This window comes from Mycolicibacterium brumae, from assembly GCF_025215495.1.
GTDB lineage: Bacteria > Actinomycetota > Actinomycetes > Mycobacteriales > Mycobacteriaceae > Mycobacterium > Mycobacterium brumae.
This window is the reverse complement of the sequence record NZ_CP104302.1, coordinates 1,295,174-1,314,333: the sequence shown is the minus strand read 5'-3', so window position 1 is coordinate 1,314,333 and position 19,160 is coordinate 1,295,174. Positions and strand designations below refer to the sequence as shown.

General features: G+C 70.2%; 17 protein-coding genes and 1 tRNA gene. 6 read left to right on the top strand and 12 right to left on the bottom strand.

What is annotated here, in order from left to right; translation table 11 throughout:
* Positions 1 to 18 precede the first annotated feature (18 nt).
* Positions 19 to 1,392 (bottom strand): metallopeptidase TldD-related protein, encoded by a 1,374-nt coding sequence (locus L2Z93_RS06435; protein WP_090592480.1) that lies wholly within the window; start codon positions 1,390 to 1,392, stop codon positions 19 to 21.
* Positions 1,389 to 2,900, bottom strand: coding sequence for a TldD/PmbA family protein (locus L2Z93_RS06430; protein WP_370745927.1), 1,512 nt, complete (start codon positions 2,898 to 2,900; stop codon positions 1,389 to 1,391). The genes L2Z93_RS06435 and L2Z93_RS06430 overlap by 4 nt, the downstream gene beginning before the upstream one ends.
* A gap of 41 nt (positions 2,901 to 2,941) precedes the next feature.
* On the opposite strand from L2Z93_RS06430, the gene L2Z93_RS06425 reads away from it, so the two are divergent.
* Genes L2Z93_RS06425 through L2Z93_RS06415 form a run of 3 tightly spaced genes read left to right on the top strand, consistent with a single transcriptional unit; the run spans position 2,942 to position 5,929 of the window.
* Positions 2,942 to 3,811: a carbohydrate ABC transporter permease gene (locus L2Z93_RS06425; protein ID WP_090592492.1), complete on the top strand. Its 870-nt coding sequence runs from the start codon at positions 2,942 to 2,944 to the stop codon at positions 3,809 to 3,811.
* Positions 3,798 to 4,613 (top strand): carbohydrate ABC transporter permease, encoded by an 816-nt coding sequence (locus L2Z93_RS06420; protein WP_090592495.1) that lies wholly within the window; start codon positions 3,798 to 3,800, stop codon positions 4,611 to 4,613. The genes L2Z93_RS06425 and L2Z93_RS06420 overlap by 14 nt, the downstream gene beginning before the upstream one ends.
* Positions 4,610 to 5,929 carry an ABC transporter substrate-binding protein gene (locus L2Z93_RS06415; RefSeq protein ID WP_090592498.1) on the top strand — a complete coding sequence of 440 codons (1,320 nt, stop codon included), beginning with the start codon at positions 4,610 to 4,612 and terminating at the stop codon, positions 5,927 to 5,929. Before L2Z93_RS06420 ends, L2Z93_RS06415 begins: the two co-directional genes overlap by 4 nt.
* Here L2Z93_RS06415 and L2Z93_RS06410 read toward each other — a convergent pair.
* From L2Z93_RS06410 to L2Z93_RS06395, 4 genes are all read right to left on the bottom strand, one after another.
* Entirely contained in the window at positions 5,926 to 6,732 is an 807-nt protein-coding gene (locus tag L2Z93_RS06410) for a CbiQ family ECF transporter T component (RefSeq protein WP_164886140.1), read from the bottom strand. The two genes, L2Z93_RS06415 and L2Z93_RS06410, sit on opposite strands and share 4 nt — an antisense overlap.
* Entirely contained in the window at positions 6,729 to 8,816 is a 2,088-nt protein-coding gene (locus L2Z93_RS06405) for an ABC transporter ATP-binding protein (RefSeq protein WP_090592502.1), read from the bottom strand. Before L2Z93_RS06405 ends, L2Z93_RS06410 begins: the two co-directional genes overlap by 4 nt.
* Positions 8,817 to 8,877: 61 nt before the next feature.
* Positions 8,878 to 9,366: an LppP/LprE family lipoprotein gene (locus L2Z93_RS06400; protein ID WP_090592637.1), complete on the bottom strand. Its 489-nt coding sequence runs from the start codon at positions 9,364 to 9,366 to the stop codon at positions 8,878 to 8,880.
* A gap of 14 nt (positions 9,367 to 9,380) precedes the next feature.
* Positions 9,381 to 9,614 carry a hypothetical protein gene (locus tag L2Z93_RS06395; protein ID WP_090592505.1) on the bottom strand — a complete coding sequence of 78 codons (234 nt, stop codon included), beginning with the start codon at positions 9,612 to 9,614 and terminating at the stop codon, positions 9,381 to 9,383.
* Between the two features lie 166 nt (positions 9,615 to 9,780).
* On the opposite strand from L2Z93_RS06395, the gene L2Z93_RS06390 reads away from it, so the two are divergent.
* Positions 9,781 to 9,853, top strand: a tRNA-Asn gene (locus L2Z93_RS06390).
* 3 nt (positions 9,854 to 9,856) lie between these two features.
* Here the strand turns inward: L2Z93_RS06390 and L2Z93_RS06385 are convergent.
* The 5 genes from L2Z93_RS06385 to dnaG are packed head-to-tail and all read right to left on the bottom strand — an operon-like array spanning position 9,857 to position 14,681.
* Positions 9,857 to 10,219: a type II toxin-antitoxin system VapC family toxin gene (locus L2Z93_RS06385; protein ID WP_090592508.1), complete on the bottom strand. Its 363-nt coding sequence runs from the start codon at positions 10,217 to 10,219 to the stop codon at positions 9,857 to 9,859.
* Positions 10,216 to 10,413, bottom strand: a complete 198-nt coding sequence (locus L2Z93_RS06380) for a type II toxin-antitoxin system VapB family antitoxin (RefSeq protein ID WP_090592512.1) — start codon at positions 10,411 to 10,413, stop codon at positions 10,216 to 10,218. Before L2Z93_RS06380 ends, L2Z93_RS06385 begins: the two co-directional genes overlap by 4 nt.
* Positions 10,414 to 10,461: 48 nt before the next feature.
* Positions 10,462 to 12,375 (bottom strand): acyl-CoA dehydrogenase family protein, encoded by a 1,914-nt coding sequence (locus tag L2Z93_RS06375; protein ID WP_090592516.1) that lies wholly within the window; start codon positions 12,373 to 12,375, stop codon positions 10,462 to 10,464.
* A gap of 37 nt (positions 12,376 to 12,412) precedes the next feature.
* Positions 12,413 to 12,709, bottom strand: a complete 297-nt coding sequence (locus tag L2Z93_RS06370; protein ID WP_090592520.1) for a DUF7155 family protein — start codon at positions 12,707 to 12,709, stop codon at positions 12,413 to 12,415.
* A 55-nt stretch (positions 12,710 to 12,764) separates the two neighbouring features.
* A complete protein-coding gene (dnaG, locus tag L2Z93_RS06365) occupies positions 12,765 to 14,681 on the bottom strand; it encodes a DNA primase (protein WP_090592524.1) in 1,917 nt (638 codons plus the stop codon).
* A gap of 98 nt (positions 14,682 to 14,779) precedes the next feature.
* On the opposite strand from dnaG, the gene L2Z93_RS06360 reads away from it, so the two are divergent.
* Positions 14,780 to 15,370 (top strand): hypothetical protein, encoded by a 591-nt coding sequence (locus L2Z93_RS06360; RefSeq protein WP_090592529.1) that lies wholly within the window; start codon positions 14,780 to 14,782, stop codon positions 15,368 to 15,370.
* Positions 15,371 to 15,374: 4 nt separating this feature from the next.
* On the opposite strand, the gene L2Z93_RS06355 is transcribed toward L2Z93_RS06360, so the two are convergent.
* Positions 15,375 to 16,625: a deoxyguanosinetriphosphate triphosphohydrolase gene (locus tag L2Z93_RS06355; RefSeq protein WP_090592640.1), complete on the bottom strand. Its 1,251-nt coding sequence runs from the start codon at positions 16,623 to 16,625 to the stop codon at positions 15,375 to 15,377.
* 72 nt (positions 16,626 to 16,697) lie between these two features.
* Here L2Z93_RS06355 and L2Z93_RS06350 point away from each other — a divergent pair, with 72 nt between their 5' ends.
* Positions 16,698 to 18,746, top strand: coding sequence for a TPM domain-containing protein (locus L2Z93_RS06350; RefSeq protein WP_090592533.1), 2,049 nt, complete (start codon positions 16,698 to 16,700; stop codon positions 18,744 to 18,746).
* Positions 18,747 to 19,160 lie beyond the last annotated feature (414 nt).

The window sequence follows — 19,160 nt, the reverse complement described above, 5'->3', positions numbered from 1 at the left end:
CGATGTTGAGCGTCGCCGCTATTGCGCCTGGCTGACCGAGGACATGTGGAAGTCCGGGATCCGCAGTGACGGCATGGCGGCCCGGTTGAACCAGTCCCCCCATTCCCGCGGCAGGGTGATCTCGGTCTGGCCGGCCTCGGTGGCGCGGCGCAGCAGGTCCAGCGGCGATTCGTTGAACCGGAAGTTGTTGACCGCCGCGGTGATCTCGCCGTCCTCGATCAGGTACACCCCGTCGCGGGTCAATCCGGTCAGCAGCAGCGCGGTGGGGTCGACTTCCCGGATGTACCAGAGCGTCGTCAGCAACAGGCCGCGCTCGGTGCCGGCCACCAGGTCCGCCAGTTCCCCGGTCCCGCCGGTCATCAGCAGGTTCGACGCCGGCACGGCCACCGGCGCGCCGAATTCGGCGGCCGCCGCCCGCGGGTAGGACAGCGTCGCGATGGTCCCGTCCCGGATCCAGTCCACCCGGGGAATGCTCATCCCGTTGTCGAACACCGACGAGGTCTCCGAGGAACTGCCGACGGCCACGAACGGCTCGCATTCCAGCCCGGGCGCGGCCGGGTCGGAGTACATGGTCAGGCCCAGATCGGTGAGCTTCTCCCCCACCCGCGTCCCGCCGCCGGGCGCCGACAGCGCGGTGCGGCCCTCCTGCGCCCCGCGGCCGTCCATGCTCCAGTTCAGGTAGATCATCATGTCGGCCACCGTCGAGGGCGGCATGATCGTCTCGTAGCGCCCGGCGGGCAGTTCCACGGTGCGCCGCGCCCACCCCAGACGCATGGACAGATCGGCCAGCATCGCCTCGGTGGGCACGTCGGTGAAGTCGCGGGTGCTGACCCCGGCCCAGGCGCTGGCGCGATCGTGTTTGGCGTTGATCTCCACCGATCCGGTGGGTTGGCTGTGGCGGCGCCGAACGCCCGTGGAGGTGGCCAGCCAGGTGGTCTCCACCACGTGGTGGGCGAACCCGTACAGGGTGTCCGGGCCGGCGAATCCGCGGGACAGCCCCGCGGCCACCGGCGCGAACACCGCGGCGCCGGTGCCCGGGGCCGGCTCATCCCAGTCCGGATCGGCGTCGGTCGCGGTGATCAGCGCGACGTTGTCGCGGGCCGGCGGGGCGGAGCGGGCCGCGGCTTGGGAGGCGGCGACGATCGCGGCGATGGCGTCCGGGTCGACCTCCGCCGAGGACAGCGAGCCGACACGGGCCACCGCGCCATCGCGGACGATGGAGACGACGGTGGTCTGCCGGGACGTCGTCACGCCGTTGGTGGTCATGGTGTTGCCGGCCCAGCGCAGGGCGGCGGTCGCGGTGTCGGTGACCAGCACCATGGTTTCGTCGGCGCCGCCGGCGCGGGCCGCTTCGGCCAGCACCAGCTCGGCGGCCTGCTGCGCAGCGATCACGAGTGCGCCCCTTCGGTTTTGGTGTTCAGCACGGTCACCCCGCGGAACAGCGCCGACGGGCAGCCGTGGCTGACCGCGGCGACTTGGCCGGGCTGGGCCTTGCCGCAGTTGAACGCCCCACCCAACCGCCAGGTGGACGCACCCCCGACGGCTTCCATCGAGTTCCAGAAGTCGGTGGTGGTCGATTGGTAGGCGACGTCGCGGACCTGGCCGTCCAGTCGGCCGTCGCGGATTCGGAAGAAGCGCTGACCGGTGAACTGAAAGTTGTAGCGCTGCATGTCGATTGACCAGGATTTGTCCCCGACGATGTACAGACCGTCGGCGACGCGCGAGATCAGGTCAGCGGTGCTGATGTCCTCGTCGGCCGGGGCCAGCGACACATTGGCCATCCGCTGGATGGGCACGTGATGCGGCGAATCGGCGTATGAGCAGCCGTTGGATCGGGCCTGCCCCATCCGGCGGGCGAACACCCGGTCGAGTTGATAGCCGACGAATAGGCCGTCGCGCACCAGATCCCAGGACCCGGCGGCCACCCCCTCGTCGTCGTATCCGACGGTGGCCAGCCCGTGCTCCTGCGTGCGGTCGGCGGTGACCGTCATCACCGGCGAACCGTATTGCAGCACACCGAGTTTGTCCGGCGTCGCGAACGACGTTCCGGCGTAGGCCGCTTCGTAGCCGATCGCCCGGTCGTATTCGGTTGCGTGGCCGATGGACTCGTGGATGGTCAGCCACAGGTTGGTGGGGTCGATGACCAGGTCGGTGGGCCCGGCGTCGACGGAGGGGGCCTTGGTCTTCTCGGCGAGCAGGTCCGGCAGTTCCGCCAGTTCCGCGGTCCAGTCCCACACCGTGTCGTCGACCAGCGCCTCCCAGCCCCGGCCCATCGGCGGCGCGAGGGTGCGCATGGACTCGAAACCGCCGGCCGCCGGGTCGACGGAGATGGCGTCCAGGGTCGGCATCACCCGGACCCGCTGCTGGGTGATCGACGAGCCGAACGTGTCGGCGTAGAAGGACTGTTCTTTCACCGCGTTCATCCCGGCCGAGACGTGGTCGACGCCGTCGGCGGCGAGCAGGCGCCCGGAGTATTCGCCGAGCACGGCGATCTTGTCGGCGGTGGGGACCTCGAAGGGGTCGATCCGGTAGCTCGACACCCAGGCCGCGTCGGCGTAGACCGGCTCGTCGGCCAGTTCGATCGGTTCGGCGTTCAGATCGGCCAGCGCGGTGGCGACCTCGACCGCTTGGCGCGCGGTGTCGGCGGCGACCTGCGGCGTCAGCGCGGCGTGTGAGGCGAAACCCCAGGTCCCCGCGACGATCACCCGCACCGCCAACCCGAGCTCCCGGGTGATCACCGCGGTCTCCAGTTCGCCGTCGCGCAACTGCACGATCTCGGCGGTGATGCGGTGCACGCGCAGATCGGCGTAGCTGGCGCCGGCTGCCCGCGCCGCCGACAGCGCGGCGTCGGCCAATTCGTGGCGCGGCAGGGCCAGGAAGTCGGCGTCGATGACGGTCACGACTATGCACCGTAGCGGGCCGGCAGGGGTTTAATGGCCGAATGTCCCGTCGACGCCATGACACCGCGCTGGGCTACGCGCTGTTGGCGCCCAGCCTGTTCGGGGTGCTGGTGTTCCTGCTGCTGCCAATGCTGGTGGTGGCCTGGTTGAGCCTGCGTCGCTGGGATCTGCTCGGCCCGATCGAGTATGTCGGCCTGGACAATTGGGCGTCGGTGCTGACCGATCCGACGTTCGGCAACTCGCTGCTGGTCACCGTGGTCTTCGTCGCGCTGGTGGTGCCCGTTCAGATCGCGCTGGGCCTGTTGGTGGCGGCGATGCTGGCGCGGGAACTGCCCGGCAGTGGATTCTTCCGGACGGTGTACGTGCTGCCGTGGATCTGCGCGCCGCTGGCCATCGCGGTGTTGTGGCGCTGGATCCTGGCCCCCACCGACGGCGCGGTGTCCACGCTGCTGGGCACGCGCATCGAGTGGCTGACCGATCCGGGCCTGGCGCTGCCGGTGGTGTCGGCGGTGACGGTGTGGGCCAACGTCGGCTACGTCGCGCTGTTCTTTCTGGCCGGCATCCTGGCCATTCCCGCCGACGTGCACAACGCGGCCCGGATCGACGGCGCCACCTCCTGGCAGCGGTTCCGGCACATCACCCTGCCGATGCTGCGGCCGACGATGTTCTTCGTGGCGGTGACCGGGGTGATCAGCGCCGCCCAGGTTTTCGACACGGTGTACGCGCTGACCGGCGGTGGTCCGGCGCACCGCACCGACCTGGTCGCGCACCGCATCTACGCCGAGGCGTTCGGGTCGGCGGCGATCGGGCGGGCCGCGGTGATGGCGCTGGTGCTGTTCGTGGTGCTGGTCGCGATCACCGTCGTTCAGCAGGTCTACTTCCGCAACCGGATCAGCTATGACCTCACCTAGAGTTCTGACGGTTTACCTGGGGCTGGCCGCCTCGGCGTTGATCGTGCTGGCGCCGTTCGGATTGGGGTTGCTGACCTCGTTCACCTCGGCGCAGCAGTTCGCCACCGGCGCCCCGCTGTCGTGGCCCGACCCGCCGACGCTGGGCAACTATGCCGATCTGGGCGGCGCGGGCTTTCCCAGGGCCATCGCGGTCACCGCGCTGATGACGGCGGTGATCCTGCTGGGGCAGCTCATCTCGTCAGTGCTGGCGGCATATGCGTTCGCGCGGTTGGAGTTTCCGGGCCGCGACACCCTGTTCTGGGTGTACCTGGCCACCCTGATGGCGCCGGCCACCGTGACGGTGGTGCCGCTGTATCTGATGATGGCCCAGGCCGGGATGCGGAACACCTTCTGGGCGTTGGTGTTGCCGTTCGTGTTCGGCTCGCCGTACGCGATTTTCCTGCTGCGCCAGCACTTCCGGACCATTCCGGCCGACCTGGAGCGCGCGGCCCGGCTCGACGGCGCGAACACCCTCGATGTGCTGGTGCACGTGGTGCTGCCGGCCAGCCGGCCGATCCTGGTGACGCTGGCGCTGATCACCGTGGTCTCCCAGTGGAATTCGTTCATGTGGCCGCTGGTGATCACCAGCGGGGAGAAGTGGCGGGTGCTGACGGTCGCCACCGCCGGGCTGCAGTCGCAGTACAACGCGCAGTGGACGCTGGTGATGGCGGCCACCACCGTCGCGATTGTCCCGCTGCTGGTGTTGTTCGTAGTGTTCCAGCGCCACATCACCCGTTCGATCGTGGTGACGGGGCTGAAATGAGCAGGCCGCGGTTCTCCACCATGCTCGCCGTCGCGACGGCGCTGGTGTTCACGCTGCTGCTGGTCCTCGCGGTCGGGTTGGGCCGCAACGCCGATCCGACCGGCAAGACCGTGCTGACGCTGCGGCTGTGGGACCAGCAGGTGGCCGCCGCCTACCGGGAGTCGTTGGACGCGTTCACCGCCGCCAACCCGGACATCGAGGTGCGGATCGTCACGGTGTCCTACGCCAGTTATTTCGACACGCTGCGCACCGATGTGGCCGGGGGCGGCGCCGACGATGTGTTCTGGCTCAACAGCACCAACCTGGCCGGCTACGCCGACAACGACAGGCTGCTGGCCGTCGATCCGCAGCCCGGGTGGGAGCAGACTGTCGTCGACCAGTTCACCCGCGACGGCACGCTGTGGGGTGTGCCGCAGCTGACCGACGCCGGGATCGCGGTGTACTACAACGCGGAGCTACTGGCCGAGGCCGGGGTGGCCCCGGCCGAGCTGGACGGATTGCGCTGGGGCACACCCGATGACACGCTGCGACCGCTGCTGGCCCGGCTGACCCGCGACACCACCGGCCGCCCGGCGACGGACCCGTCGTTCGATCCGGGGCGCACCCGGGTGTGGGGCTACAACGCCGCCAACGACCTGCAGGCGATCAACCTGAACTTCGTCGGCTCAGCCGGCGGCACGTATTCGGAGGGCGACGCGTTCACCTTCGACAACCCGGCGGCGCGTGGCGCGTTCGAGTACCTGGTCGCTCTGATCAACGACGACCGCGTCGCTCCGCCGGCCAGTGACACCAACGACAACGGCGACTTCTCCCGCAACCAGTTCCTGTCCGGCCGGATGGCGCTGTTCCAGTCCGGGACCTACAACCTGGCCAATGTTGCTGATACGGCCCGCTTCCCGTGGGGCGTGGCGCTGCTGCCCACCGGACCAGCCGGCCGAGTCAGCGTCACCAACGGAATCGTCGTCGCCGGCAACGCGGCCACCGACCACCCTGCGCAGGTGCGGCGGTTGCTGGACTGGTTGGGCAGCTCGGCGGGCAACGCCTATCTTGGCGCCGGCGGCGCGGCGATCCCGGCGGTGCTCGCTGCCCAGCAGGGCTATTTCGACTACTGGGAGCGACGCGGTGTCGACGTGAGCCCGTTCTTCGACGTGCTCGACGGCAGCTACGTCCAAGCCCCCGCCGGCGCGGGTTTCGCGGCCGGATTCGCCGCGCTCAAACCGTATTTCGACGAGATGTTCCTGGGCCGGCTGCCGGTCGGCGAGGCGCTGAGCCAGGCGCAGGCCGCGGCAAATTCCGCGGCAAACTCGGGTCGTTAGAAGAGCAGCACCGAGACCACGCAGACCACGGCGACCACCGAAAGCGCGATCCAGTCGCGGGCAGCCGGCCCGGCGTGGCTCGCGGTGATCTGACCGGCGCCGCCGCGGGCGGTGATGGCGTCGCCCATCTCGTCGGCGCGGCGCAGCGCCGCGGTGGTGGCGGCCGCCAGCAGATCGGTCAGCTCGAAGAAGGCCTGCCGAATGCGTTTGCGGCGGGTCAGCGACTGCGGATGGGGACGCAGTTTGCGCGCCGCGAGCAGCACCCGGAATTCGTCGAGCAGCATCGGGAAGGACCGCAGCGTCAGCGCGGTGGTGACCGCCCACTCGTCGACCGGGATCCGCAGCAGCCGCAGCGGCCGGCCCAGGGTGGCGATGGCCGGCGCGATATCGGCCACGTTGGTGGTCCAGGACACCATCATCGACAGCGCCAGCAGCACCACCGCCAGGAAGGTGATCCGGGTGAAGGTGAGCAGGCCACCGAGGGCCACGTCGAGTCCGAAGAGCGACAGCACCGGGTCCCCGCCGCCGAGCGCGGCGGTGAACGCGCCGATGCCGATCAACACCCACAGGAAGCGCGGGATGCTGGGCACCGCGCCGCGGGGGACCCCGGCCATCCGGATCGCGACCCCGACCGCCACGGCCACCAGGGTGATCGAGGCCCAGCTCGGGAAGAAGGTCAGCAGCACCGAGAAGATGAAGACGGCCAGTAGTTTGGTGCCCGCCCACATCCGGTGGATCGGCGAATCGCCGGGCGCCGGGCGCAGCAGCACCACCGGCCGACGCTGCTTGTCCGTGCGGCTCATGCCCGGCCTCCCGCCGTCGTCGGGGTGGCGCTGAGCACCCCGTCGCTCAGATGCAGGATCCGCGGGCACAGCGTCTCCAGACCGACGAAGTCGTGGCTGATCACGATGACGGTGAGCCCGGTGTCCCGACGCAGACCCTCGAGCAGCCGCAGCAGTTTGCGCTGGTTGAGCGCGTCGACGCCGGCCAGCGGCTCGTCGAGGATCAGCACCCGGGGGCGCCGCGCCAGCAACCCGGCCAGCACCACCCGGCGCATCTGACCGCCGGAGAGCTGGTCGATGCGTCGTCGCGCCAACGAGGCGTCCAGGCCGACGGTGGCCAGCGCCTCGGCGACCCGGTCGGTGTCGTCGGCGGAGAAACCGGCGGCCGAGGCCACCTCCTGGTCCACCCGCGGTCGCATCAGCTGCAGCCGGGCGGCCTGGAACGCCACCGCGACCTGCCCGCATTGCTGGGCGGCGGGCAACCCGTCGACCAGGCACTGCCCGGAGGTCGGGGTGGTCAACCCGGCCATGATCCAGGCCAGCGTCGACTTGCCGGAGCCGTTGCCGCCGTGCACCAGCACCCCGTCGCCGGCCTGCACCGAGAAGTTGATGTCGCGCAGCGCGGGCTTGGCCCACGGGGTGCCCGCGGCGTAGGTGTGGCTGAGGTCGCGGCACTCCAGCACCGTCGCCGCGGCTGTGGGCGCCGGCGCGGCGGGCACGTCGGTCGGCGCGGAGGCGATCTCCACCATGGTGGTGTTGTCCAGCGACTCGCTGAGGTTGATGATCCGGTCGGCCGCCTCGGCTTCCCCGGAGTAGTGGGTGATCTGCACGACGCTGATCTCCCCGCGCGAACCGAGCCCGGAGAGCAGGTCCATCAGCGAATCGCGGCCGGCCTGGTCGACCATGGAGGTGACCTCGTCGGCGATCAGCAGCTGCGGATCACGGGCCAGCGCGCCGGCGAAGGCCAGCCGCTGCAGTTCGCCGCCGGACAACCCTCCGGTGGAGCGCTCCCCCATGCCCGCCAGTCCGACCTCGCCGAGCAGCCCGTCGATGTCGACGGTGCGTCCCGGCGGCAGTCCCCAGACCACGTCGTCGGCGACGCGGGTGCCCAGCACCTGGGTCTCCGGGTGCTGCAGCACCACCGCGGTGCCGCCCGCCTCGCCGAGGGCCACCGCGCCGGGGCGCTGGATCACACCGGAGCTGGGGTCGCGGCCGGCCAGGATCAGCATCAAGGTGGTCTTGCCGGAGCCGTTGGCGCCGGTGATGGCGACGTTCTCGCCGGCCTCGATGTCCAGGCTGATCGGGGCGAGTGCGTCGTGGTCGGCGCCCGGGTAGCGGAACCGCACATCGCGCATCCGGACCGGCACCGGTCCGGGCGTCCCGGGCGGCGGGGTTTCGAGTTTGTGCACGTCGGGGATGCCGCGCAGCCGTTCCAGCACCCGCGACAGCAGCAGCCATCCGATCAGGCTCACGCCCATGATCGCGATGACGGCGTACCCGCCGAGCAGCGCCGGCCAGTAGTCCAGGGCGCCGCCGACGAGGTTGCGCAACGGTTCGGCCGGGGCGCGGATGGCGGCGGCCACCGCGTCGGAGGCTTTGGTGTCCAGCGCGGCGACCGCGGAGGCCATCGCCTCCAGGAACCGCGCCGTTCCCTCGGCGTTGACGGTGATGGTGGCGAAGATCAGTTCCCGCAGTCGGGACAGCACGGCCAGCGCGGCGACCGCGAACACGCCGGCCACCACTCCGGCCACCGCGGAAGCGGCGATCACGGTGGGGGTGCCGCGGCGTTTGCGTTTCACGATGCCGGTGAGGCCGCCGATGTAGGCGCAGTTCAGGACGGTCATGAAGCCGCCGAGCCCGGCGACCAGGAAGGCGATCGCGGCGCCGGCGAAGGCCGCGGCGATCAGCACCCGGACCCGGTAGCGGTAGGCCAGCAGCCCCATCGGGACCATGCCGAGCAGCGAGACGCCCTGGGCGAACGGGACGACGACGGCGATCACGGCGCAGGCCGCGCACAGTGCGCCGGTGACGGCGGCGTGGGCGAGTTCGGCGGGAAGAAGTGACCGCTGCGGGCGGCGTTCGGCCGCCGGGATGTAATCGGTCACCGGCCAATTCTGCCAGTTACGTCGCGCCGGCCGGCGCGGCCCTGTGCCGCGGGGCCCGGTTTCACTGATTGGGGATGGGGTCGAGCGCCTGCAGTCTGCCGTCGTCGCCGATGGCGAAACGCACCGAACCAATGCCGGTCGGGCAGCAGTTCGGCTCGTTGCCCTGCAGCCACTGGTACTGGATGGTGATGGTGTCCTGACCGGTCTCCAGCACGGTGATGTAGGGCTTCGGGTTGGGCGTCGGCGTGCCCAGGTAGGTGTTGTGGTCGAAGAACAGCACCTGGCCGGGTGTCGAGGCCGTCGCGTCGGTGCTGTCGATCTGCACCCAGTACAGCCGGCAGTCGCGGGTGTTGCCGCGACCGGTTTCGGTCCACTGCGCGCCCTCGGACAGCGGGGCGACGCCCGCGATGGACCGGGCGACGGTGTCGGCCGACGGGCCGTCGGCGTCGGCGCAGGTCACCGGTCCGGCGTGCTCGGGACCGGCCGGGCTCCAGCCGCAGCCGGAGGCCAGCAGCGTGATGACCGAGAGGATCGCCGCGATGACGCGCATGGACCGCATGGCGATCACCGACGCTTGGGCGGCTCGTAGACGGTGACCTCGTCGATCTCCGTGACGGCGCCCATCGGGTCCGGCGAGACCCGCTTGGCGATTTGTCGCCGGCCCGAGTCGATGACGGTCTTGGTGACCGGGCTTGCGGTCACCGCCTTGTAGGTGCGCACGATCTGCTCGTAGCGACGGCGGCCCGCCTTGGTGCCCATCACGTAGCCGACGCCGAGCACCGCGACATATCCCAACAACCCACTGCCTCCCGAAGACGTTGCAATCCATCCTGCCTGACGTCGGCGCGATCGCGCACCCCACCCCGTCCGGGGCTGGCACATCACCTCCAGACGGTGGCCTTTTGGGTCCGACGGCGTCGGTAGGCTAAAGTCATGCCTCGTTCGCGCTAGCGCGGATGGCCAATCCCCTGTAGCTCAATTGGCAGAGCTCCCGACTGTTAATCGGGCGGTTGATGGTTCGAGTCCATCCGGGGGAGCTTTCAGAACAAGGTCACGCCGCACTCCGCCGCAACCCGTCCAAGTCGCTTGTCTCGTGTCCACAACTTGGCGCCGGCAACCAATGCGACCGCGGCCATCAAGTGAACATCCACGGCGCTAAGGCCTCGCCCCCACAATCTTCGCCGATCGGTGATGTGAAGGATCTCGCGGTGGCCAACCTCCGGGAAGCGGGTCAGGTTCGCCAGCAATGCCAGCACCTCCGCCCGATTCGCGATCGACCCGAGCGCCAGTTCCTCGATCACCAACTGATGGCAACCCACATCGTCGGCTTCCAGCCGTGCCGATAGCCGCGCGTCAGGGGCGTGTAGGTGATCGATCCACACCGAGGTGTCGACCAAAATCATTCCGGCTCGCCACGCCGCCGCGGCGCCGACGCGGCGTCCGGGTCGGATCCACCCAGCGCCGCCAGGCGCCGAGCGCTCTCCACCCGGATCAACGTCTGCAGCCCACGTTTGAGCAGCGCGACGTTCTCACGCACTCCGGTCAGTTCCGCGGCGCGCTCCAGCAATTCATCGTCGATAGTGACCGTCGTCCGCATATCGCACCTCCGTAGGCATCAATGATGCCACATTTGATGCGGCCGCCCTCAGACGCCGGCTGAATGCAGCATCTCGGCGTTGCGGCACTGCTCGGGCACACCGAAGCCGTCGACCAGCGTCTGCGCGTACGGGCGCAGCGTGCGGCAACGCTCGTTGATGCCGCGGGTGACCGCCTTGGCGCGCTCGGTGGACAGGAACCGGTGCTCGATGAACCAGGCCTTGTCCTCCTCGATGGCGCACAGCGCGTACAGGTCGCAGACCAGCTCCAGCACCCGGCGCGCCTCCGGATCGGGGCACGAGTCGATGCCGGCGACGAACGCCTCCATGATGATCCGGTCGATGTGCGCCTTCGCGGCGTGCAGCACGTGGTCTTGCACGGCGTTGAACGCCTCGAACTCGCTCATCTCCTTGGACTTGCCCTGCAACCGGCGGGCCACCGAGGACAGCGTGTACTCCTCGCGGTCCTCGAACATCTGCATCTGGGTGCCGCGGTTGAAGAGGCTGCCTTCCTCCTCGTTGTCCTGGCGGGTGTCCAGGATGGTCTGCATGATCGTCTCGGCCGCGGTGCGCTTGAGCACCCGCTCGCCGGCGAAGTTGGCGGCGAACCGCACCCAGCCCACCGGGCTCATGCTCTTGATGTCGTCGGCGTAGGCGGTGAGCAGCTCCTTGGCCACCAACTGGGTGAGCACCACGTTGTCGCCCTCGAAGGTGGTGAACACGTCGGTGTCGGCCTTCAGCGCGACCAGCCGGTTGTCGGCCATGTATCCCGCGCCGCCGCAGGCCTCGCGGGACTCCTGGATGGCTCGGGTGGCGTGCCAGGTGTTGGCGGCCTTGAGCCCGGCGGCGCGCGCCTCCAGCTCGCGCTGCTCTTCCGGGTCCGGGTCGTCGGAGGTCTGCAGCTCGTGGCACTTGGTGACCAATTCGTTCTGCGCGAACTGCAGCGCGTAGGACTTGGCGATCAGCGGGAAGAGCCGGCGCTGGTGCGCCAGGTAATCCATGATGAGGATCTCCTCGTCGCCGCCGGGGGCTTCAAACTGCCTGCGCTGCAACGCATACCGGGTGGCGATGTCCAGCGCCACCCGTGCGGCGGCGGCCGCGCTGCCACCGACAGTGACCCGCCCGCGGATCAGGGTGCCCAGCATGGTGAAGAACCGGCGGTTCGGGTTCTCGATCGGCGAGCTGTAGGTCCCGTCGGGCGCCACGTCGGCGTAGCGGTTGAGCAGGTTCTCCCGCGGCACCCGGACGTGGTCGAACATGATCCGGCCGTTGTCCACGCCGGGCAGCCCACCCTTGTAGTGACAGTCCGAGGTGGTGACGCCGGGCAGGTCCTCGCCGTTGTCGTCGCGGATCGGGACCACCAGCGCGTGCACTCCGTGACCCTGGCCGTCCGGGGTGATGAGCTGCGCGAAAACCGCTGCCACCCGGGCGGATTCGGCGGCGCCGCCGATGTAGTCCTTGCGCGAGGACGGCGTCGGGGAATTGATGACGAATTCCTGGGTCTCCGGGTCGTAGGTCGCGGTGGTCTCCAGCGACTGGACGTCGCTGCCGTGCCCGGTCTCGGTCATGGCGAAGCAGCCCAGCAATTCCAGGTCGATGATCTTGCGGACGTAGGCCTCGTGGTGACGTTCGGTGCCCAGGTTCTCCACGGCGCCGCCGAACAGGCCCCACTGCACGCCGGCCTTGACCATCAGCGACAGGTCGCTCATCGCGAGCATCTCGATCTGGGTGATCGCGGCGCCGACCTCGCCGGCGCCGCCGTAGCCCTTGCCGAATCCGTCCTCGGACGCGCCGGCGGCCGCCAGCAACCGCATCTGTTCGGCGACCTTCGCGCGGGCGATGGCGATGTTCGGGGTGTAGTGCGGTCGGAAGACCTCGGTTTCGAGTTCGGCGCGAACCCGGTTCTTCACGTCGCGCCAGCGACCGTCGAGAGTGTTCTGCAGATGCTGGGCAATGGAGTCCATACCCGACGGTAACCCGAATCGCGTGGGCGACGGCGAACTATCCCATCGGAATGGTGCCGCTGAACGAACTACCGGGCGCCAGCGGACCGCTGTAGATGCCGCCGTTGCCCAGTCCGACACCGGGGGTGCCGACGTTGACCGGGCTGCCGTTCGACCAGGAGATGCACGTCCCGGTGCCGCGGGCGCCCAGCCAGGCCAGGCAGTTCTTGCCGGGGGCGGCCTCGGTGATGACGGCGTCCGAGCCGGTGGAGGCGGCGACCGCGACGGGGCCGAGCACGGCGGCAGCAGAGACCGCGGCGACGCCCAACAGCCGCGCGCTTGTCCAGGTGCTCATGATCGGTCCTTCCGGTCGCAACCAACGGGTCCCGAGTCTAACCCGCCGAGCCGGATCATGCGGAGAGATCATCCCCGGCGGCCTGCTCCAGCAGGCTGCGCCGGTAGGACTCCATCGCCACCAGGTCGCCGAACAGCACGTGGTACTCCTCGGCGTCGTCGACCGGAGACATCCGCTGCAGCTTGGATTTGACCTCGGCGATCTGCCGGCCGACCCACACCTCCTGCAGTCGGGCCAGCACGCCGGCGATGTAGCGCGGCAGTTTGTCCTCATCGAGGACATTGACGCTTTCCACGCCCAACTCGGTGACCAGGGCGGCAGCCGCCGGCGCGGAGGTCTGCTCCCGGACGGCTTCGATCCAGCTGGCCCCGGACGCGCCGGCCGACACCCCGCCGGCCGCGTCTATGGCCCGGCGCACCGCGGCGTAGCCGGGGTGGGTGAAGCTTTCCACGGTCAGCGAGTCGAACACCGGACCGGCGAATCCCGGGTACTGCAGCGCGGCCTTGAGCGCCTCGCGCTGCGGCCACAGGGTGGGATCGCGCGGGTCCGGACGCCGAGCCGGCGCCGGGGCCGGCGGGGCGGCGTCGCGGGCCGCCGGGCGTTTGGCGTCGCGGCCCTGCCCGGCGCCGCCACCCTTGGCGGTTTCGCGGACCCGGCGGATCACCTGCGCCACGTCGTCCCAGCCGACCCAGCCGGCCAGTTGCCGGGCGTACTCGTCGCGCAGCGTCGGATCCTTGATCTGGGCCACCATCGGCACGCAGCGGCGCAGCGCGGAGACCCGGCCCTCGGCGGTGTCCAGGTCGAATTCGCCCAGCGCGGCGCGGATCGCGAACGCGAACAACGGGGTGCGCCGGGCCACCAGGTCGCGCAGCGCCGCGTCGCCGTGCGCGAGGCGCAGGTCGCAGGGGTCCATTCCGTCGTCGGCGACGGCGACGAAGGATTGCCCCGCCAGGTTCTGCTCGCCGCCGAAGGCTTTCAGCGCGGCCGCGCGGCCGGCGGCGTCGCCGTCGAACACGTAGATCAGCTCGCCGCGGAAGAAGCTGTCGTCCATCATCAGCCGCCGCAGCATCGACAGGTGGTCGTCGCCGAACGCGGTGCCGCAGGACGCCACCGCGGTGGTGACACCGGCGGCATGCATGGCCATCACGTCGGTGTAGCCCTCCACCACCACCGCCTGGTGGCCCTTGGCGATGTCGCGCTTGGCCAGGTCGATGCCGAACAGCACGTGGGATTTCTTGTACAGCGTGGTCTCGGGGGTGTTGACGTACTTGGCTTCCATCGGGTCGTCGTCGAACAACCGGCGGGCGCCGAAGCCGAGCACCTCGCCGGAGGAGCCGCGGATCGGCCACAGCAGCCGGCGGTGGAAACGGTCCATCGGGCCCCGGCGGCCCTCCCGGGACAGCCCGGCCGCCTCCAGCTCCTTGAACTCAAATCCCTTGCGCAGCAGGTGTTTTGTCAGCCGGTCCCAGCCCGACGGGGCGTACCCGCAACCGAAGGTGTGCGCCGCCTTGGCGTCGAAGTTCCGTTCGGTGAGGTAACGGCGCGCGGTGGCGGCCTCCTCGGATTCCAGCTCGGCGGCGTAGAACTCGGCGGCCGCGGCGTTGGCCGCCGACAGCCGGCTGCGGCTGCCCCGGTCGCGCTGCACGTTGGTGGCAGAGGCCCCGGTGTAGGTGATGGTGTGGCCGACCCGATCGGCCAGCAGTTCGACGGATTCGACGAAGCTGATGTGTTCGATCTTCTGCAGGAAGGCGTAGACGTCGCCACCCTCGCCGCAGCCGAAGCAGTGGAAGTGGCCGTGGTTGGGGCGGACGTGGAACGACGGGGACTTCTCGTCGTGGAACGGGCACAGGCCCTTCATGGAGTCCGCGCCGGCCCGTCGCAGCTGCACATAGTCGCCGACGACGTCCTCGATGCGGGCCTTCTCACGGATCGCCGCGATATCGCGATCGGAGATTCGGCCTGCCATGGGCACAGTGTATGGCCTGCCCGGGCCGCGAAACTGCCGCGTCGGGCGGGGCTGTGGACTGTTTAGGCTGAACCGGACCGCCGAGCGCCGAGGAGGGATCGCTGGTGAGCCTCAACGACGCCGATTCGCGCGCCGTGCCGTTCGCCGAGAGTCGGCTGCCGCGTTGGTGGCGGGTGTGCATGGCGTTGGTGACCGTGGCGGCCGGGGCCACCTGCCTGTGGATGCTGGCCGGCGCCGCCGCGGTGTTCGAACCGCTGCTGGTCCTGATCTTCGGGCTCTACGCGCTGGCCGGGTGCGGATTGGTCTGGCTGGTGCTGGCGGTCCTCGGGCTGTCGCGCTATTCCGGACGACGGTGGGCGGCGGCCAGGTGGGCGCTGCCACCGGTGTTGATCGTGGTGGTGGCCGCGCTGGCGATCGGGCTGATTCCGCGTCTGCAATGGGCGGTGTCCCGCGGCGCGATGGAGCGTGCCGCCGACGCGTGCCAGGAGACCACGTCACCGATCTGGGTGGGCGCCATCCACCTGGAGGAGATCCGGCGGATGGACGGCGCCTGCCACCTGTTCGAATACGGCTCGTTCATGAGCAGCTCCGGCTGGGTGCGCTTACCAGACGGCCCACCGGCCAAACCGCTCAATCAGATGAAGCTCACTCACTACGACGGCGATTGGTATCGCTTCGTCTACGACCTGTTCTGAACCGTCACGAGCTGACCAGGAAGCGCTCCAGCCGGGTCTCGGTGCAGGAGGCGATCTGGTCGACGACCACGCGTCGGCGCGCGTCGTCGTCCGGGGCGTTGTCGAACGCCGGGCGCAGCAGCGGGTCCAACGACGCAGGCGCGCCGTGCAGCAGCAGTTCGTAGACCGCGGCGATCCGCTCGCGCTGCACCTGCTGGATGGCCAGATGCCGCGGATTGCTCATGATGTATTGCAGCGCAAGAGTTTTCAGCACCGCGACCTCCGCGCGGACCAGCGGCGGAACCTCCAGGTCGGCGTCGTAGCGCCGCAGCGGCGCCTCCCCCATCACCTCCCGGGTGGCGGCGATGGCGGCGTTCGCGAATCGGCCGACCAGCTCGGAGGTCAGCTGCTTGAGGGCGCCGGAGGCGGCCAGCGTGCCGTCGTAGCGGCCGACCGCGGCCACCACCGGCATCTTCGACAGTCGCCCGGCGGCGGCCAGCAGATCGTCGTAGTCCGCGCCGTGGGTGGAGTCGCCGAGTTCGGCCAGCGCCGCGGACGCTTCCGGATCGGCCAGCACCCGCATGTCGATGCGCCCGGAGATCACGCCGTCCTCGACGTCGTGCACCGAGTAGGCGACGTCGTCGGCCCAGTCCATCACCTGCGCCTCCAGGCACGGCCAGGCCGCCGGGGCGCCCTCGCGCACCCAGCGCGCGGCGGGCAGGTCGTCGTCGTAGAAGGCGAACTTGGTGGGGCCGGCGCGGCCGGGCTCGCGCGGCCACGGGTATTTGGTGACCGCGTCGAGGGCCGAGCGGGTCAGGTTCAGCCCGGCCGAGGCCCCGTCGGCGGTGATGACCTTGGGTTCGAGCCGGGTCAGGATCCGGAAGTTCTGCGCGTTGCCCTCGAACCCGCCGAAGTCGGCGGCGATCCGGTTGAGTTCGCGTTCGCCGTTGTGCCCGTAGGGCGGGTGGCCGATGTCATGGGCCAGCCCGGCGAGGTCGACGAGGTCCGGGTCGGCGCCCAACCCGATCGCCATGCCGCGGCCGATCTGGGCCACCTCCAGCGAATGGGTCAGCCGGGTGCGCGGGGTGTCACCGTCGCGCGGTCCGACGACCTGCGTTTTGTCGGCCAGTCGCCGCAGCGCCGCGCAGTGCAGCACCCGGGCCCGGTCCCGGGCGAAATCACGGCGATGCTCGGTGTCCGCGCCGGGCACCCCGGCGGACTTGGGCGCTTCGATGACCAGGCGTTCGGTGTCGAACGCGGTGTAGTGCTCGCCCATGATGGACACAGTGTGCCAGCCGGAGGCGCACTTGCCGCCCAAGCCCGCCATCACCGGGCATAGATTGTGCACATGCGCCTCCCCCGATTCCTCGGCATGCTGCTCGCGGTGCTGATGACCGCGTTGCTGGCAGCCCCCGCCGCGCTCGCCGAACCCCCGATGCGGCTGAACACCTACGTCACCGACTCCGCCGGCGTGCTGTCCGGTTCGCAGCGCTCGGAAGTCGGCGACGCGGTGGACACCCTGTTCGACAAGACCGGCATCAAGCTGTGGGTGGTCTACGTCGAGGACTTCGACGGCATGGGGTGGATGAGCTGGGCACAGCAGACGGAGAAGCTGTCCGACTTCGGCAACGACGACGCCCTGCTGGCCATCGCCACCGGCGAGCGCTCGTTCGCGTTCGTGGTCGACCCGTCGATGACCGGCGGCAGTTCCACGCTGACCGACAATGTGCGTCGTTCCCGGGTCGAGCCCGCGCTGCGCAAGGACGACTGGGCCGGCGCGGCGATCGGCGCGGCCGAAGGGCTGGCGCAGGGCAAGGGCTCCGGGTCCTCGTCGGGGTCGGGCGGCTCGGCGGCGTCGATGTGGCCGGTGCTGGTGGTGCTCGCGCTGGCCGGGCTGGCGCTATGGGGGTGGCTGCGGATCCGCGGGCGCAAACGGCGGCGCGACGAGATCGCCGCGGCCAAACGGGTGGACCCGACCGATCCGGCGCAGTTGGCGCCGCTGTCGCTGGACGCGCTGGACGCATTGGCCCGCGACATTGTGGTCGACGTCGACAACGCGGTGCGAACCAGCGAGCACGAGTTGGAGTTGGCCGTCGGCGAATTCGGCCCCGAGCGCACCGCGCCGTTCCGCGCAGCCGTCGAGAACGCCAGATCCGCACTGTCCCAGGCCTTCACGGTGCGCCAGACCCTGGATGACTCCATCCCGGAAACACCGCTGCAGCGCCGCGAGATGCTGACCCGGGTGATCACCTCGGCCGGCCGGGCCGACCGCGAGCTGGAGACGCAGACCGCGGCGTTCGAGGAACTGCGCAACCTGCTGATCAACGCCCCGGACCGGCTCGACGCGCTGACCCGCGAGCTGGTGGCGCTGACCGCCCGGGTGGAACCGGCGAAGGCGGTGCTGCAGGGCCTGCACGAGCAATTCTCCGACACCGCGCTGGCCTCGGTGACGGGCAATATCGGCGAGGCGCGGGACCGGCTGACCTTCGCCGACGCCAGCATCACCCGGGGCCGGGAGCTGTTGGCCCGGCCGGCCGGTGACCAGAGCGAACTGATCGACGCCATCCATTCTGCCGAGGGCGCGTTGGGTCAGGCCGACACCCTGTTGGACGCCGTGGACAGCGCGGCGTCGGACATCAAGCGGGCGACCGCCGCGCTGCCGGAAGCCCTCGCCGACATCCAGCGCGGCATCGACGCCGCCGGCACGCTGCTGACGTCGGCCGACGCCCCATCGGCCGCCGAGCTCCGGGCGGCCCGGGACGCCGCGGTGGCGGCGGTCCAGGTCGCCCAGCGCGCCGGTGAGTCCGACCCGCTGGGCGCGTTCGGCCGGGTCACCGCCGCCGACGCCGACCTGGACCGGGTGCTGGCGGTCGTCGACGCGGCCCGCCAGGAGGCCGAGAAGCAGGCCCGCATGCTGGACCAGGCGTTGTTCACCGCGGAATCCCGGGTCAAGGCGGTGTCGGACTTCATCGACACCCGCCGCGGCAGCATCGGGCCCGAAGCGCGCACCCGGCTGGCCGAGGCGGTCCGCCAGCTGGAGGCCGCCCGCGCCAAGCGCGCCACCAACCCGGCCGAGGCGATCGCGCACGCCAACGGGGCTTCCACCCTGGCGGCCCAGGCGCAGACCCTGGCCAATGACGATGTGCGGGCCTCTCAGCGCCAGATGTACGGCGGGCCCGGCGGTTTCAGCGGCCGCGGGACCGGCGGTGGGTCGGATATCGGCTCGGTGCTCGGCGGGATCATCATCGGCTCGATGATGGGCGGCGGCCGCGGTCGCGGCTACGGGGGCTCCTGGGGCGGCGGTTCCTGGGGTGGTGGCCGCAGCGCCGGGCGGCCGAGCTCCTACGGCGGGGCGTCACGGTCCTCGGGCCGCAATTACAGCGGCGGGCGGTTCTAGGTCCCCCGCTGGCGTGGGTACGCCGGTTCGGCGCGCCGGGCGTGGGTACGCGGGCGAGGAGGTCTACGAGAACGGACGGTCTACGAGAACGGGTGTCACATCAGCAACACCGTCACCACCTGCCCCGGAGGCACCGAGCGGAAAGCGGAAACCTCACCGTCCGCCTACGAGCGACAGATTCCCAACCTGAGCGACAGCGTCTCAGCCTGAGCGACAGCGACTAAAACGTCCAAGCGAGATCAACAGTGAGTGGCAGCGTCTCAGCGCCAACGACAAGCTGAGGTGCATAAGAGGCGCATTGTTTGCCCGCTGCGGCTGCGCGGCGGCTTGCGCTCCGCGAGCCAAACAGCGCGGACCGCCCCGGCACACCGTGTCGCTGAAGGTGAGACCGTGTCGCTCAAGTTGGGAATCCGT